This is a genomic window from Thermoproteus uzoniensis 768-20 (genome assembly GCF_000193375.1).
GTDB classification, from domain to species: Archaea; Thermoproteota; Thermoprotei; order Thermoproteales; family Thermoproteaceae; genus Thermoproteus; species Thermoproteus uzoniensis_A.
In genome coordinates, this window is sequence record NC_015315.1 from 1,056,941 (window position 1) to 1,072,006 (window position 15,066).

General features: G+C 60.7%; 19 protein-coding genes. 15 read left to right on the forward strand and 4 right to left on the reverse strand.

Annotated elements, in window-relative coordinates; genetic code table 11:
• Nucleotides 1-37 precede the first annotated feature (37 nt).
• On the reverse strand, nt 38-1,150 hold the full coding sequence (locus TUZN_RS05875; RefSeq protein WP_013680035.1) for a TIGR04053 family radical SAM/SPASM domain-containing protein: 1,113 nt from the start codon (nt 1,148-1,150) through the stop codon (nt 38-40).
• A gap of 146 nt (nt 1,151-1,296) precedes the next feature.
• On the opposite strand from TUZN_RS05875, the gene TUZN_RS05880 reads away from it, so the two are divergent.
• From TUZN_RS05880 to TUZN_RS05930, 11 genes are all read left to right on the forward strand, one after another.
• On the forward strand, nt 1,297-1,731 hold the full coding sequence (locus TUZN_RS05880) for a HEPN domain-containing protein (RefSeq protein ID WP_052886126.1): 435 nt from the start codon (nt 1,297-1,299) through the stop codon (nt 1,729-1,731).
• The gene (locus TUZN_RS05885) at nt 1,694-2,026 is read left to right on the forward strand and encodes a nucleotidyltransferase domain-containing protein (protein WP_013680037.1); all 333 of its coding nucleotides are present in this window, start codon (nt 1,694-1,696) and stop codon (nt 2,024-2,026) included. The genes TUZN_RS05880 and TUZN_RS05885 overlap by 38 nt, the downstream gene beginning before the upstream one ends.
• 70 nt (nt 2,027-2,096) lie before the next feature.
• On the forward strand, nt 2,097-2,987 hold the full coding sequence (locus TUZN_RS05890; protein WP_052886127.1) for a cation diffusion facilitator family transporter: 891 nt from the start codon (nt 2,097-2,099) through the stop codon (nt 2,985-2,987).
• Between the two features lie 235 nt (nt 2,988-3,222).
• Nucleotides 3,223-3,696, forward strand: coding sequence for a DUF3800 domain-containing protein (locus tag TUZN_RS05895; protein WP_013680039.1), 474 nt, complete (start codon nt 3,223-3,225; stop codon nt 3,694-3,696).
• Between the two features lie 309 nt (nt 3,697-4,005).
• Entirely contained in the window at nt 4,006-4,605 is a 600-nt protein-coding gene (locus TUZN_RS05900) for a winged helix-turn-helix domain-containing protein (protein WP_013680040.1), read from the forward strand.
• Between the two features lie 60 nt (nt 4,606-4,665).
• Entirely contained in the window at nt 4,666-4,872 is a 207-nt protein-coding gene (locus TUZN_RS05905; protein WP_013680041.1) for a hypothetical protein, read from the forward strand.
• Nucleotides 4,869-8,390 carry a molybdopterin-dependent oxidoreductase gene (locus tag TUZN_RS05910; RefSeq protein ID WP_013680042.1) on the forward strand — a complete coding sequence of 1,174 codons (3,522 nt, stop codon included), beginning with the start codon at nt 4,869-4,871 and terminating at the stop codon, nt 8,388-8,390. Before TUZN_RS05905 ends, TUZN_RS05910 begins: the two co-directional genes overlap by 4 nt.
• Nucleotides 8,391-8,399: 9 nt before the next feature.
• The gene (locus TUZN_RS05915; RefSeq protein WP_013680043.1) at nt 8,400-9,245 is read left to right on the forward strand and encodes a 4Fe-4S dicluster domain-containing protein; all 846 of its coding nucleotides are present in this window, start codon (nt 8,400-8,402) and stop codon (nt 9,243-9,245) included.
• 40 nt (nt 9,246-9,285) lie between these two features.
• Nucleotides 9,286-10,017: a cytochrome b/b6 domain-containing protein gene (locus TUZN_RS05920; protein WP_013680044.1), complete on the forward strand. Its 732-nt coding sequence runs from the start codon at nt 9,286-9,288 to the stop codon at nt 10,015-10,017.
• The gene (locus TUZN_RS05925; RefSeq protein ID WP_013680045.1) at nt 9,995-10,579 is read left to right on the forward strand and encodes a formate dehydrogenase accessory protein FdhE domain-containing protein; all 585 of its coding nucleotides are present in this window, start codon (nt 9,995-9,997) and stop codon (nt 10,577-10,579) included. Before TUZN_RS05920 ends, TUZN_RS05925 begins: the two co-directional genes overlap by 23 nt.
• Nucleotides 10,563-11,249, forward strand: a complete 687-nt coding sequence (locus TUZN_RS05930) for a formate dehydrogenase accessory sulfurtransferase FdhD (protein ID WP_013680046.1) — start codon at nt 10,563-10,565, stop codon at nt 11,247-11,249. Before TUZN_RS05925 ends, TUZN_RS05930 begins: the two co-directional genes overlap by 17 nt.
• Here TUZN_RS05930 and TUZN_RS05935 read toward each other — a convergent pair.
• Together TUZN_RS05935 and TUZN_RS11540 are read right to left on the reverse strand one after the other, a co-directional pair.
• Nucleotides 11,233-11,703, reverse strand: coding sequence for a protein-tyrosine phosphatase family protein (locus tag TUZN_RS05935; protein ID WP_013680047.1), 471 nt, complete (start codon nt 11,701-11,703; stop codon nt 11,233-11,235). The two genes, TUZN_RS05930 and TUZN_RS05935, sit on opposite strands and share 17 nt — an antisense overlap.
• Nucleotides 11,700-11,831: a hypothetical protein gene (locus TUZN_RS11540; RefSeq protein ID WP_013680048.1), complete on the reverse strand. Its 132-nt coding sequence runs from the start codon at nt 11,829-11,831 to the stop codon at nt 11,700-11,702. Before TUZN_RS11540 ends, TUZN_RS05935 begins: the two co-directional genes overlap by 4 nt.
• Before the next feature lie 153 nt (nt 11,832-11,984).
• Here TUZN_RS11540 and TUZN_RS05940 point away from each other — a divergent pair, with 153 nt between their 5' ends.
• A complete protein-coding gene (locus TUZN_RS05940; RefSeq protein WP_052886128.1) occupies nt 11,985-12,671 on the forward strand; it encodes a diphthine--ammonia ligase in 687 nt (228 codons plus the stop codon).
• 42 nt (nt 12,672-12,713) lie between these two features.
• Here TUZN_RS05940 and TUZN_RS05945 read toward each other — a convergent pair whose 3' ends face one another.
• Nucleotides 12,714-13,337 carry a hypothetical protein gene (locus tag TUZN_RS05945; protein WP_013680050.1) on the reverse strand — a complete coding sequence of 208 codons (624 nt, stop codon included), beginning with the start codon at nt 13,335-13,337 and terminating at the stop codon, nt 12,714-12,716.
• 64 nt (nt 13,338-13,401) lie between these two features.
• On the opposite strand from TUZN_RS05945, the gene TUZN_RS05950 reads away from it, so the two are divergent.
• From TUZN_RS05950 to TUZN_RS05960, 3 genes are all read left to right on the forward strand, one after another.
• Nucleotides 13,402-13,764, forward strand: a complete 363-nt coding sequence (locus TUZN_RS05950) for an ATP-binding cassette domain-containing protein (protein ID WP_013680051.1) — start codon at nt 13,402-13,404, stop codon at nt 13,762-13,764.
• Nucleotides 13,765-14,010: 246 nt separating this feature from the next.
• Nucleotides 14,011-14,490: a hypothetical protein gene (locus TUZN_RS05955; protein WP_013680052.1), complete on the forward strand. Its 480-nt coding sequence runs from the start codon at nt 14,011-14,013 to the stop codon at nt 14,488-14,490.
• Nucleotides 14,491-14,587: 97 nt separating this feature from the next.
• Nucleotides 14,588-15,034 carry a nucleotidyltransferase domain-containing protein gene (locus tag TUZN_RS05960; RefSeq protein WP_013680053.1) on the forward strand — a complete coding sequence of 149 codons (447 nt, stop codon included), beginning with the start codon at nt 14,588-14,590 and terminating at the stop codon, nt 15,032-15,034.
• The last annotated feature ends 32 nt before the right edge of the window (nt 15,035-15,066 follow it).

A 15,066-nucleotide genomic window follows, 5' to 3' on the forward strand; every position in this document is an offset into this window, starting at 1 on the left:
GGAAATTAAGGTAATACTATATATAACAAAACGAGATCTATATATTGCCGCGGCCTTTAGGCGTATAGACGCAGGCCGGGTCCTCCGCCAGCGGATCCTTGAATGCGGCGAAGGCCCGGGCCCGCGAGCCGCCGCAGACGTCCTTGTACTCGCAGACGCCGCACCTCCCGCCGAATTCCCCTCGCCGCATTTTGACCAGAAGCGGGTGTTCGCGGTAGATCCTCACTATGGACTCCTTGCGGACGTTCCCGAGGGGGTAGGGGAGGAAGCCGCTGGGGTAGACCGTCCCGTCGTACGCGACGAAGATTATGCCGTGTCCGTCCCTCGTCGGCACGACGGTCGGGTCGAGCGGCTTCTTGGGCTCGCCCATGAGCTCCCGCAACCTCGCCACCAGCTTCTCGTAGGCCGGGGATGTGTAGGAGAGGCCGGAGGCTCTCTGGATCTTGGCGCGGCGGTAAAAGGGAGCCTCCACGGTCCTTATCTGGACGCCGTAGCGCGACGCATCTACGAGGAACTGGACGGCGTCCTCGTATTCCTGCGGCGAGATGTCGAGGGCCTTCACGGCGCGTCCCGTCTCTATGAGGAAGAAGACCTCCCAGACTCTCACCCCTAGGTCGTAGATCAGCTTAAACACGTCGGGCAGTTGCGGGAAGGACTTCCTCCAGACCACGGTGTTCACCTGCACCCTTATCCCGGCGCCCATGAGGGCCTTGATAGCCTCTATGGTCGAGTCGAACACGCCCGGCACTCCCCTCAGCTCCTCGTGGACCTCCTTCAGCCCATCGAGGCTGATCGAGGCGCTCTTTATCCTCCCCCTCAGCTCCGGCAGAGCCTCGAAGAGGTTTTTAGAGACGGCGGGCGCGAGCGACGTCGGTATGCCCAGCTCCTTTGCGTAGTCCAGTATCTCCATGAGGTCGAGCCTCATGAGGGGATCGCCGCCGGTTACTATGAGCTCGGGCGGAGGCCTGCCGAAGTCGACAAGCTGTTCGAGGAAGGCCTTGGCCTCCCAAGTGGAGAGCTCACCCGGGAGGGGCTTAAGAATGGCGTCCGCCCTGCAGTGTCTGCAGGCGAGGGGACAGGCCCTCGTCACCTCCCAAAATACGAGGAGAGGCCTCTTGTCGAACTCGGCCGCCATCCTCCTGGGATCCATAGAGCTACCGAATGGCTATTATAAATAGAGGCGGCTACCGCAGCCGAGCAGACGCGCGCACCTCGCGCCCTATAGAGAGCCGGCGACAGCCGCAAGTAGGCGGATCTGCGCATCCAACCTTATATAGTTTAGCCGCGGGACGTTTCGTGAGGCGCGAGGCGGTTTACTGGATACGCGAGGCGTGGGCGGATCTATGCACCGCCTCAGTACTCCTCTCGGCGCGTAGGTGGAACGCCGCGGCTTTCTACAGCCACCAGGCGGCCGAGAAGGCCCTCAAGAGCCTCTACCTCGCCGTTCTGCGCGTCGAGCCGCCTAAGTCGCACGTCCTTACGGAGCTGTATAGGGGCTTAAGAGGAGTCGGGCTCGGCCCGGATCTGGAGGAGCGCGTGGCCGAGCTCAACAAGTTCTATACTGTGTCGCGCTATCCCGACGCAGCCGCCGGGCAACCCTACGAGTCGGTGACCAGAGGAGACGCCGAGAGGTCGTTCGAGACGGCCAGAGAGGTAGTGGAGCTGGCAGAGGGGCTCCTCAAGTCGGCAGGCTATGAGGGCACCCCGGAAGATATTAGAAATTGCAGATAGGTTCATTGCAGGCCTCGAGGAGGCCGGCTACAGAGTTGTAGAGGCCTACCTCTTCGGCTCGTACGCGAGGGGCGACTGGTTGGCCGACAGCGACGTGGACCTAATAATTGTATCCCCCGACTTTAGATCCATGCGGTGGCTCGACAGGCTAGATCTCGCCGCGAAGCTCTGGCTCAGACTCGGCCTCGAGAAGTGGGTGGAGGTTTTGCCCTACACGCCAGAGGAGTTCGAGGAGGCGAGGCGGCGGAGCGTGGCGGTCAGAGACGCCGAGAAGTACTGGGTGAAGCTCAGGTAGGCCCCTCGGCCCGAGCGACTCGCCGGCCGTCGGCTGTGAGAAAGATAATAAGAGGCAGGTGGGGGCGGCAGTGAGGCCCTCTGTGAGGCTGTGGCTCGCGTCGCTGTATCTCTTCATAATCGGGACCGCCACGCTGGCCTACACCTTGGTGGAGCTACTTCTAGGGCTGGCCTACGGGAGCCTTCTGGTGACCAGCGACGCCTTGCACGGCTTCATGGACGCGGCGATATCCTACATATCCGGCTTCGGCCTCTACTACGCGTCTAGGAGAGGCCGCTCCTTTCCTTGGGACATTTACAGGCTGGAGAGCCTCATGACGCTCCTCTCGACGATCTGGGTCCTGGGCTTCTACACATACCTCCTCGCCACCTCAATTAAGCCCGGCGGGAGGCCGACCCCCCTATGGATGACGTTGCTGTTGTTGGCCGGAGGCGCCATGACCTACGCCATGTACCTATGGGAGAGCCGGAACTACAGATCGCTGAGGATCGACATACTGAAAGCCGACGCGGCCCACGCTAAGGCCGATACGGCCCTCTCTGCCGCCGCTGCGGCCGCCGTGGTCATCAGCAACGCCGCGGGCCTGGCGGCCGCTGAGACCGCCGCCGTCTTCGCCATATACGGATACGTCCTCTACGAGTTTATCAAGCTCTCGAGAGACGCGGCCTACGGCATATTGGGGGCCCTCTACAAGGACCCGCGCCTCGAGGAGGGGATAAGGTCCGTACTGTCGGAGTTGGGGAAGCCTCTGGACGTCAAGGTGAGGAGGGCCGGCAGCTTCCTCGTGGTCTACACCTTAGTTGCCGTCAGCCCAGACATGACGGTCGGGAAGCTACACGCCTCAAGGACGAGGGCCATAAAGGCCATATCGAGGCTACACCCCCTCATAGTCCACGTAGACGTGAAGGTAGTACCCCACAGGAAGGAGCTGAGGCGGTGGCTGAGGGCAAGGCGGCAGTAGAGGCCCCGCGCAAGGGCCGGGCGCCCGTAGTCCGTCGCTATCTGCCGCAACCCAGCCGCCTTCAGCATTGGCGAGGTCTAGAAGGCCTAAGTGCGCTGAGGCGGTGCTTGTGCCCCTCTCGGGGCCGCATCCCCGCCCGCATAGCGTTCAGGCGGTGCTTGTGCCCCTCTCGGGGCCGCATCCCCGCCCACACCTATCAAGGACGGCCCAGTTATTTATAAGCTTGTTGACCTAAGTGAGGCGGGTCGCGTTCGTCGACGAGTCCGGGACTAAGTCGTTCTGCAACTGCGTAGTCGTGGCGGGGCTAGTCGTCGAGGCGGCCGGTAGCTACATGTACTGGGGCGCAGGTCTCGTGGACGAGATAAGGCGGAGTCTGGGGATCGTCGGCGAGCTGAAGTGGAGGCGCGTCAAGAGGAGAGGAGGCAGAGAGCTCGTCGAGGCGCTGTTGAGGAGGTTCGAGGCCAGACACTTCGCGGTCCACTACACCTCGCAGAGGGACTTCGAGGCGCACCTCTGGAGGTTCCTGACGGACATAGACGCCGACATCTTCGTGCTGGATACGGGCCTCGCCGACGCCTCTAAGTTCCCGCGCGCCGTCAACAAGCCGTCGCATAAGGTCCCCGGGCTCCAACTAGCGGATTTAGTGGCTGGACTAATCTCGGAAAGGTACCGGGGAGGCGGTTGTCGGGAACGACCTACACGGCCTTGAGAAGAACCGAGATGGACTGACGGTTGCTACAAAGCCGGTTGTCTGCACAACTTACCGCTCGCGACCGGTTGTATAATTGTATGAAGGCGTATCCGCTAAGTAGCTGTGCGCAGACGTGGAAAGCGCTGATGCCGGCTCTGCGTTAAGGCAAGATCAGGGGCCGTGCATATATTCTTTTTAATATTATTAAATATTTATTAATTTTATCGAATAAAATCTAAATAAATTCATCCTCTTTAATTATAGTTATTAATATTTTTAAATAAAACTAAAAATAAAATATATTTTTATCTAGGATATCGATACGCCGTGGGCTGGCGCAAGTCGGTGCACCCACTCCGTAAAGAGCTCATAAGAGCTGTCGTCACATCGCCGGGTTCGTCGCGTTACAACATAGCTAGGAGACTTCCCTATCCCAACTCGACTGTATACTACGAACTTTCACGTCTTGAGCAAGAGAGGTACATACGTGTAGAGAATGGCCTTGTTTACCCTACCCTGAAGGGCATCGTCGAATACGTGGATCTCGCCGGTTGCGATACTACCGTGGTGAGGGCCGCCGTCAAGGTGCTGGGAGCGGATGTACATGAGGGCATATGCGAGTTTTTGGAGTCTCTAAGGCCGTATAAGGAAAGGCTTGACGACAACCCCCTCACTGCTCTGTTTCTATTTCTAGGATTTCCTGTGACTTCAGATAGGGTGAAAAAGCTATCGGGCGAGGTTGCCTCCGTCGTTGCGAAGCTAGCGGCGGATGGGCTTCCGGCCGTCACCTTTGCCGGCCATCGCGGGATCTTGTTTATAGACGAGGACGGCTTTACGTGGTTTGTTGGGTATTGCGAAAGGTGCGGGGGATACGTGGCCGATAGATGTCCCCTCCTCGAGCCCTATTATCATAAATCTGATAAATAATATATGTCTTATTCGAAAAGACTCTGAACATCCGCTAAATATCGGCGTAAGCCTCACACCGTGGACCTAGACAAGGAGAAGGCGCTCGACCTTGTAAGGAAACAACGCGACGATTTCCTCAAGGTCTACGAGTCCGAGCTGAGGCTTTTCGGCGAAAGCGCCGGAGGGCTCTACGGCTTGATAATGAGCGAGCCCGACTACAGCTGTTTCAAGGCCAAGAGGCTTTTCGGCAAGAGGGACAAGAACTGGGGCTCTGCCAAGCTATGACGGTGGCGACGACCAGAAGGGGGTTCTTGAAGATCTCCGCCATCGCGGCTCTGGCGCTCGGCCTGCCCGCCTCTGCCCAGACCCCGTTTATACAGCAGAAGACCTCGTGGGCTCTGGGCGAGATAGGGGGCAAGACGGGCTTGAAGAACGCCGCGGTGACGCCCACCATATGCACGTTCTGCTCCATGGGCTGCTCCATAGACTTCTACACGAGCGGCTCCGACATAATATGGACTAGGGGATCTCCCGAATCCTACATAAACTGGGGCGCCCTCTGCCCCAAGGGCAAGGTGGCCTACCAGCTGGCGACCAGCACAGAGAGGCTGGACTCGCCCATGATAAGGACGGGCCCCAAGCCGCCTGCCGATGAGATCCTCAACGCCAAGACTTGGGACGAGCTGGTGGCCGTGATCAAGAAGTACCCGCCGCAGTGGCGGAAGGTGTCTTGGGAGGAGGCGTTCGCATACATAGCGAGGAAGCTGGCGGCTATCCTCAACGACTGGCGTAGCTCCACCGGCGCCCCAGCCCAGAGCGACGGCTACTACTACGTGGGCGCCAAGAACCCCGTCATGGTTATGGGCTCCTCGATACTCACGAACGAGGAGGCCTACCTATCCAGGAAGCTGGCGGCGTTCCTCGGCACGTCGAACACGGACTCGGAGTACAGAAAGTGCCACTCGTCCACGGTGACCGCCCTCGCGTTGACGTACGGCTGGGGCGCCGAGACGGCCAGCATAGAGGACGTGGCGCTGGCTGACGTGGTGCTCTTCTTCTCCAACCCCGCGGAGGCCCACCCGCTGTCCTTCTACTACTTCATGAAGGGCAAGAAGGAGAGGGGCACTATCCTGATAGCTTTCAACCCCAACTACAGCAGGACGGTGGAGGCGAGCGATATATGGGTGCCCTTCCGCCCCGGCACCGACACAGCGATACTCAACTACATACTCCACTACGCCTTCTTCGAGAGGAACCCGCCAATAGATCAGCTCCCCGAGTTCCAGAGGCTTATGTCGACTAGGTGGAACATAACGCAGGACGATCTCGACGACCTAAAGGCGATGTTGCAGGAGTACGACGCCCAGACAGTCTCCAACATAACAGGCGTGCCCGTCGACATGTTGAGGACCGTGGCGCAGATATACGTCGAGAACAGCGGCGTGGTTACCGGCCACAAGAAACACGGAGTCATACAGTGGGCTATGGGCATGACGCAACACACGGACGCGGTGCTCAGCATAATTAGGGCCGCCGCCATAGTCCAGCTGTTGTTGGGCAACGTCGGCTATCCCGGAGGCGGCACCCACCCGTTCCGCGGCCACAGCAACGTGCAAGGCGCCACCGACGTCCAAGGCGGCGGGCTCGGCGTCCTCCCCGGCTACCACGCCCCGCCGGGGAGCCCCTTCGAGGTGAGGCTCTACCAGGACTGGAAGCTACAGGGGATGCCGGATCCCTGGAACTGGGAGGTGCCCCAGTGGGCCCTCAAGAGCTTCTCCACGACGACGCCTTCGCGCGGGAAGGCCGACGCGTTGAAGGCGCTCGAGGTCTTCAACTTCTACGGCTGGCGCCGCATGGAGTTGCTCTGGGGCGTCTACTGCGGCACCGTGCCGCCGGACGATCCCGTCAACGGAAAGGTGGTCTGCGACATACCGATAGGCACCGGCGCCTCGGAGACCACGTTCCCCAGCAAGGTCTTCACCGGAGATATAAAGGCCGCCTTCATATTCGGCGAGAACCCCGCCGTGACGGACCCCAACGTCAAGGTGACCATGGCCGCGCTCGCCAGCCTCCAACTTCTCGTCGTCTCGGACATATTCGAGACAGAGACCGCTTGGTTCGCCGACGTTGTGTTGCCCGGCGTCTCCTTTGCCGAAAAGGAGGGGACGAAGACGGACGGCAACAGGGTCATCCAGTGGCAGTGGAGGGCGGTGCCGCCGAGAGGGCAGGCGAGGCCCGACTACTGGATCATAGCGAATCTGTACAAATATCTCAGGAGAGAAGGGGCCATACTCCTCCCCAGCGAGGCGGCCGGCGTGAAGTCCGAGGAGGTGAAGTTCAGAAAGGGCGGCCGGCTGGTGTTCGTCTACGAGCGCCCGCTGAGGCCGGACTACTCCTGGGACTACTCGGGCGGCGTGGGCGCGGCCCGGCCCATATCGGATATAGAGGCCGAGGTGAACCCGCGCATAATTAATAAGGAGATAAACTTCGCCATGTTGATATATCAAGGGATGTACGACCCGGTGAGGGACTCCTTCACCACCATGAGACGCAACAACGCCTTGAGGAATCCGGGCGAGATAGACGGGACCTTCAGCTCCACCTTCAAGGTCTACAAGAACTGGGGCTGGTCTTGGCCCATGAACGTGCGGTTTATGTACAACTACGACTCGCTGGAGATCTATCTGGGCCATCCCGACGTGGTCACGGCGGCCGGGAAACAGTGGACGGTGACGGGCGAGACGGGCGAGATAATCGACGAGTACACCGGCGAGTATAGGCCAGCCTTCGTGCCCGGCCACAACTTCTTCGTGCCTAAGGCCTTCAAGAGGAGGCTCAGCGGCGTGGCCGATCTGTTCGGAGGCGCCGACTTGATGACGTTTATACGCACGGGCCAGCTGGCCTTCCTGGGCAAATTCGTCGTGGAGACGGACTCGGGGATCCAAGTGGTCGACTTCGACACCTTCGCGTCGTCCACCGGCATGCGGTATCTCTGGGCCAACGACACCCTATACTGGGACGAGCAGACTATGACGTTCCCCGCCTTCTTGAAGAGAATATTCTACCCCGGCGTCGGGTGGCGCCAGTTCAAGCCGACGTACGACAACATGCGGAGCCTCTTGAGGCAGTACTACAACCAGCTAGGGGACTTAAAGGCCGCGACTCTGAAGGTCATACAGGAGATGGGCGGGTGGTATAAGGGCTACACGTTCCAGTGGCCCATACACGCGGAGCCCGTCGAGTCGCCCATAGTGGATATGGCCATACAGTACCCGACGCTGGCTTGGCTAAACCCCTACAACCTAGAGGTGCTGGAGCAAAAACCGAGCATCCTACAGGGCAAGATGGTGGGCGTAGCTCTGGAGCCTAAGGAGCTACAGGCGGAGCTACAGCCGCTGGGCGTGACCGGCATCACCGTTGTCATGACGACGAACCGCCTCACGGAGACTTGGCACAGCGGCTCTATGAACCGCCGTATACCCGACTTGGTGGAGCTCGTGCCGCGCCCATTTGCCATAATTTCGAGGAAGCTGGCGCAACAGCTCGGCGTCAATACAGGCGATTACGTGGAGCTCTGGACGGCGCGCGGCGGGTTGAAGATACGCGCCTACGTCACAGACGGCGAGGCCTATCTAAACGTCAACGGACAGGACGTGCCCGTCGTCAACGTGTTGTGGTCTTGGAGCTTTGAAGGGCCGGACGCAGGTCCGTCCACGAACTTCCTCTCGCCCGACGTAGTGGACCCCGTCACCACTATACAGGAAACCAAGGCGTGGCTCGCAATAAATAAGAAAAGCCCCTAGCGTGTGACCATGGTCGCCGTGAATCCTCCCCCGGCTAACGAGGGATACGCCGTCCTTGTAGACATAGATAAGTGCATAGGCTGTAGGGCTTGCCAACTGGCTTGTAAGGACTGGAACGGCCTCGCGCCGGTCAAGACGTCGTTCAGCCCCACCTTCACGAACCCGCAGAGCTTCACGGCCAATGACTGGAAGGTGGTGTTCTACTACGAGGGCACTACGAAGAAGGGCCTCGCGACGCCGGCCGGCGAGGTCGTGTTCGAGCAGTTCGACATAGCCCCACTCCCCACCCAGTGCATGCACTGCGTAAATCCGCCGTGCGCTAGGGCCTGTCCCTCCGGCGCCATATCGGTGACGCCCGAGGGCGCCGTGGTGATAAATAAGGACCAGTGTATAGGTTGCGGCTTCTGCGAAAACGCGTGCCCCTACGACGTGCCTAGGAGGGGATCCGACGGGAAGTACTACAAATGCACCTTCTGCGTAGACAGGATACAGAACGGCAGAGAGCCGGCGTGCGTCGAGGTCTGCCCCACCGGCGTATTCACGTTCGGCCCCGCCTCGCAGATAGTGCAGATGGCCCAGGCAGAGGCGGCGAAGGGCAGGACAGTCTACGGCCTAAACCTCAACCAATATGTCGGCGGGCAGGTCCGCTGGATCTACGTCTCGTCCGATAGGAAGGCCTTCGCAATAAGGCAACACTTCCCGAGCGACGCGGTGGTCCCCACAAACGCCGCGAGGGAGGTATTGAAGGAGGTCGTCCCGCCTCTGGCCTTAGTCGGCGCCGTGGCGTTGACCGCGGTGGGGTTCGCCTCCTGGCGCAAGACGCGTATTGAAGAACAAAAATCCCAACAAAAATAAAGGGACAGTAAATTTTTAAATTCAAAATCCTTATTATTATATGGATAGCGTAAATTCTGAAAAGGAAATCGAGGTCGCCTCGCTAGGCTACAGGCTAGCGCACCAGATCAACCTAGTCCTAATCACCCTCTTGGCGGTAACCGGCGCCATGTTGTTGTTCCCAGACTTAATGAGCTGGCTCAGCTACGCGGTGGGGGCGCCCCTCGCGGCCTTCTTGGGCAACCCGTATCCGGTATCTGTCGGCGAGGAGTTGGCGCGCACATCGCACAGATTCCTCGGCGAGCTGTGGGGCGTGTTCCTCATAGTCTACGCGATATACCTGCTCGCGTTCAGGAGAATACGCGTGTTCGACGCCCTCAAGAAGCCTATCGGGCAACAGATAAGGGAGGCCAAAGCGCTGGCGGGCCACTACATCTTCGGGAGGCCTCTGCCCGACGACGTGGCGAGAGAGCTGGAGAGGCACAACGTCTTGGTGGCCTACATGGCAGTTCTGCTCGTGTTGGGCATATTGCTCCTGTCGGCCAGCGGCGTCTTGATGGTGTACTCCAGCGTGCTGGGGCTCTCGGAGGACGTCTACAGGCTCCTGCTATTCCTCCACGACTTGGGGTTCTACATCACGCTCCTCTTCATATTCGCCCACCTATTCGCCGTGCTGCACCCGACAAACCGCCCGTTGTTGATCGCCATGTTCGGCCAGGGGAAAGCGGCCGCCGAGTGGGTCCAAAAACACATGCCGAAATTCTTGAGGCATGTCAAGGGAGGCAGTTCTTGAGGCCGTCTGCGGCGGCGAGGCCGAGTGTAGGGAGGAGTTGATGAACGCCCCGAGGGAAGTCGAGTCTTTTTTGGGATCTTTCTCCACGTTTACGCCCGTCGTCCGAGAGCTCAAGGCCCCTCTGGTAGAACAGGTGGAGAATCTGTCCTCTGCCGAGCTAATGGCAGGCGATAGGGAGCTGGCCCGCCTGGCGGTTGCGAGGAGGCTCGCCGAGCTCTACGGCGAAAAGTTCAGAGATTGGGCTGGGGACTTCTGCCCTATATGCGGCAGAACGCCCGTGCTGTTCCTGGTCAAGAGGGAGCAGGGGCCGTTTTTCGAGACCGCGGCCAAGCTCGCCAAGTGCGTCTGCGGCTTCTCCTGGCGGTATGCGTGGTGGCGTTGCCCCAACTGCGGGGCCGAGGGCCGGGAAAACTTCGACGTGTTGGTCAAGGAGGGGCTCGACGGCGTATTCTTCTACAGATGTAGGAAATGCGGCTATGTCCACGTCGAGGCCTCCGGCGAGCCGGACGAGGTGGCCCAGTACGGCTTGAGGATCCTGGCTAGGTATGTGGCGGGACGTTGAGGGGATCAAGATAGCTGTCGATAGGCTCTTCGAGATATACGTCAACGGAAGGCCGGCGGCCACCTTGGTCGCGTCCCCCGTAGATCTGGACGACCTCGCTCTGGGCTTTCTCTACGCCGAGGGCTATATCGACTCGCCGGAAGACGTCGTCGAGATAGCCGTGAGGGGCAACGCGATATATGCGGAGATCCGCAGGCCGGCCGGCGCCTTTAAGCAACTGGAGGAGTGCGGCGGCGCTGTTGCTGAGGCCCGGCGCAAGCTCGTCGAGGTGTCTCTCTCCATGGACGAGGTGAGGGCCCTCGCCTCGGAATTCGGAAAGCTAACCATGCCCTCGGTGGAGCCCTCTCTGGCTATGCACACCACGGCTCTTCTCAACGGGGAGTGGCTTGTGGCGCACGACGTGAGTAGGCACTCGTCGGCCTTAAAGCTCGTCGGCAAGGCCGTGAGGAGGGGGGCGAGAGGCGGCGTCGTCTTCACGACGGGGCGCGCATCCTCCGACATAGTCGCCAGGTCGGCCGCGGTGGGCGCCTCGGTGGTCGTCAGCATAAGGGGCCCCCTCTACAGCGGCGTGGAGGCCGCGTGTAGGCTCGGCGTCACGCTCGTGGCCAATGTGCGGGGGAGGGGCTTCGCCGTCCTCTGCGACAGGGGGAGGATCAAGGCCGGCCTCTGAGCTGGGCCTCGAGCTCCAGCAAGGCGTAGTACTGCTCCTCGCTGATGGCGATCGCGGGCACTGCCTCGGACACCCTCCGGAGAGCCTCGTGGGCGTCCAGGCCCCTGTATACCAGATAGGCGGCCAGGGCGGTGGGCGTCCTGCCGACGCCTCCCACGCAGTGGACCAACACCGCGCCTAGCCTGACCAGAGAGGCGATTATTCTGGCCAGTGCTTGGAGATCGGCCGGCGGCTTCCCGTCGGGCGTGGGCCAGTGAAGCCACTTAATGCCCCTAAGCCCCAGCTCCGTCCTTAACTCGTCGGGCCCGTCCCAGCCGCCGTACTCCCTCAGCTCCCAGTCCTCGGCCAGCGTCACCACGTGCTTGAAGCCGAGCCCCATAAGTCTGTCCAAGTCGCTCCGGGTTATCATGCAACTGCCGGCGAGTCCCCCCTCGACGAAGTAGGGGCACTTCATAGGGATCTCGACTCGTTGACGATCGAGACGAGCCGCCGGCCGACGCCTTTCGGAACTCTGCCTATGCGTTCGGCTAGGCTCCTCCCCATATCGGCACGCCTCACCGGCGCGACAACTTCGGGATCCATACTGGAACACCGCCACCCATTAAAAATTCAGCACATTGCGGAGGCCGGCCTCCCGGCGCTATCTATCGCCTAAAGCCGGAGCGCGGGATCCCGGCGCGATGCCGCCGTCTGGAAGCCGCCGGCATATATTTATAATTTTGCCGATTGAGGGCCGTGGACCTCCTGGCGCTCTACACCGGCGGTAAGGACAGCCACTACGCGTTGATGAGGGCGGTCGAGGAGGGGCATACCGTCAAGTGCCTGATCACGGCCGAGCCGGCCCGCCAGGACTCGTACATGTTCCACGCAGTCAACGCCCGCTGGGCGCTGTTGCACGGGGAGGCCATGGGCGTCCCCCACTACCTCGTCGAGGTGTCCGGCGTCAAGGAGCGGGAGGTCGAGGAGCTCGGCGAGGTCTTGGCCAAATATAGGCGGGAGTGCGGCGCCGATGGCGTGCTCACGGGCGCGATCGCCTCTAGGTACCAGAAGGAGAGGGTGGACAGACTGGCGGAGAGGCTTGGACTGGCCCACGTGGCGCCTCTGTGGGGAAGAGACCAGGGCGAGCTCTTGCTGGCCGAGGCGGCGGCCGAGGAGTTCGTCATCGTGGCCGTCATGGCGATGGGCCTCGACGCGAGGTGGCTCGGCGCGAGGATAGGCCCGCGCGAGGCCGAGGCTCTGTTGAGCCTCAGCAAGAGGTACGGCTTCTCGCCCGTGGGGGAAGGCGGCGAGTTCGAGACATACGTGGTGGCGAGCCCCCTCCTCCGCGGCAAGAGAGTGGAGATACTCGAGGCCGACACGTATTGGAGCCCCGCAGGCTGGGGAGTCTACGCCATAAAGTCGGCGCGCCTGACGTCGGTCTAGAGCCGAGGCCCCCCGTCTCCGCGTCAACGCGGCGAGGGCCCCTCACTGCTTGGCGAGGCCCGACACCTTGGCGACCAGCTCCGATAGGGCGTCGGCGAATGCCCTAAGCGGCGGCGCCAGCTTCGGCTCTGCCTGGGCCAACACTATGGCTCCGGGCAGAGTCCTCAAGCCTCCCCTATATACGGCCACGCCGCCCCACTCCACCACGACGCTGCCTATGGCCATGGTCCTCCCCTTATTGTCAGCGGCAACCACAGCGTTCTCGAAGGGGTATAGGAGGTACGTGGCCGTGATGCTGGAGCCCATATAGGGCACGTACACCCTCTGCACAACTCTCCTTATCGAGAAGGGACCTACAGAGTCGACGATCTTGGCCCACCTAGCCCCCAACACCTCGACGGCCTTCACGTGCCCCTCGAGCCACTTGCCCACGTCGGATCTATCCGGCGGCTCGTAGCCGGCCCCCAACGCCTCCGCGACCTTCCTCAAGAACTCGTCGTAGGCCTCCGCGTACGGCACGACGTAGGGCCGCGCCTCCTCGAGGCTGACAGGCACCTCGTCGTATCCGCCCGGCCCCTTCCCGACGACGATAGCGCCATCGGGCCTGACTATCAACGTGGCGTCCTCCAGCTCGCGGAACCTCCCCACGGGGATCGAGAAATCCATAGACCATCCTCTGCCTATAAATATAGAACGTCCTAAGCTTATAAAAGGCTGGAGATCTAGACCAATGCCTCCGGTGCTGACTGTGGAGAGGCTTAGGCTGTACTACGGCATGGGGAAAGACGTCGTCAAGGCGGTCGACGGCGTCTCCTTCGAGCTCGAGAGGGGGGAGGTCTTGGCCGTGGTCGGGGAGTCCGGCAGCGGCAAGTCGTCTCTGGGCTACGCCATTATGCATCTCCTGCCGGAAAACGTCGTCCTCTACGACGGCAAGGTGTTGCTCCGCGACGGCGGCGCGGAGCTCGACATAGTGTCCATGGACGAAGACGCGTTGAGGCGCCACGTGAGGTGGAAGCGCATATCGATGGTTTTCCAAGCCTCCATGAACGCCATAGATCCCGTCCGGCGATGGGCGACTTCATATACAGAATAGAGGGAGCATAGGCCGAGCCTGGACAAGAGGGGGGTCGCCGAGGCGATAAAGTCCGGCGGCTTGCCCATCCTCGGCATGTATCTCTTTTAGCTCTCCGGCGGGATGAGGCAGAGGGTCAATAATAGAGGCAATTGCAAACTTCGCCCTTTAGGGCGGGGGTCGGCGAACTGTGAACACTATATGTGGTTAAAAACTTAACGACATCCCATAAGCATCAAGCTTATATATACATGAGTAAAGCACGGCGTGTACGCCCTCGTGAGGCTACGAGGCGAGATCGAGGGAGTTGGGTTCAAGGCAGTTGTGTCCGGCGACGTCGCGCAGGCGCTGGGCCTCAAGGTAGGCGACGCAGTGAGGATCGAGAGCCCCGACGGGTTCAGCGGCGCCAGAGTCGTGGAGATAGACGGGGCGATGAAGTCGGGCATCCTCGTCACGTCCGACGTCTACATAGCATTGGGCAGAAGGGCGAGGGCCGTGCTCCTCAAGAAGATAGAGAGAGCCTTCGAGGCCTCCAGGATCGAGCTCGCTCTGGGGACCGACGCGCCGATATCTGCAGAGGAGTTGAGGGCCGTCGTTTCGGCGATAGCCTCCGCCAGAGTGCCCGTCTTCGCGAAATTCACGGGCTACCTCTACGCCGGAGGGGGCTGGGTGAAGGTGTTCGTGAAGGGCGTGGAGCCCAGGGAGCCCGCCTATATCTCGTACGACACGGCCATCTCGGTGGGGTAGATATTTATTAACGGTCGATGAAATCGAGTGTTGAGAAAGGGCTCGACAAATTGCCGGAGCCCTGTAGGTCGGTCGTAGGCCGTCTGTTGATGCCCTATTGGCGAACCACGGCGACGGCTTAGTCTCGCTGGTCGTCTACGGGAGCGTGGCCAGGGGGTCTGCCAGAAAGGACAGCGACGTAGATCTCTTGGTGGTGTTCGAGGATCTGCCCAAGTCGCGCGTGGCAAGGCTCGCGTTGTTCGAGAGGGCCGAGGACGCCGTACAGCCGTTGCTCGACGAGTTGATGGATGAGGGATACGCGATAGCGCTATCGCCTATACTGAAGACGAGGAGGGAGGCCGAGAGGCTCGCGCCGATATACATAGATATGACAGAGGACGCCGTGATAGTCTACGACAAGGGCAGCTTCTTCGAGGGCGTGTTGAAAAGGCTCTCCGAGAAGTTGAGGAAGCTGGGCGCCGAGAGGGTCTGGGTCAACGACAAGTCGTGGTATTGGGTGCTGAAAAGGGACTACAAGTTCGGCGACTTGATCGAGCTTGAATAACCTAGACCTAGCGAGGTCTCACATAAGGCTCT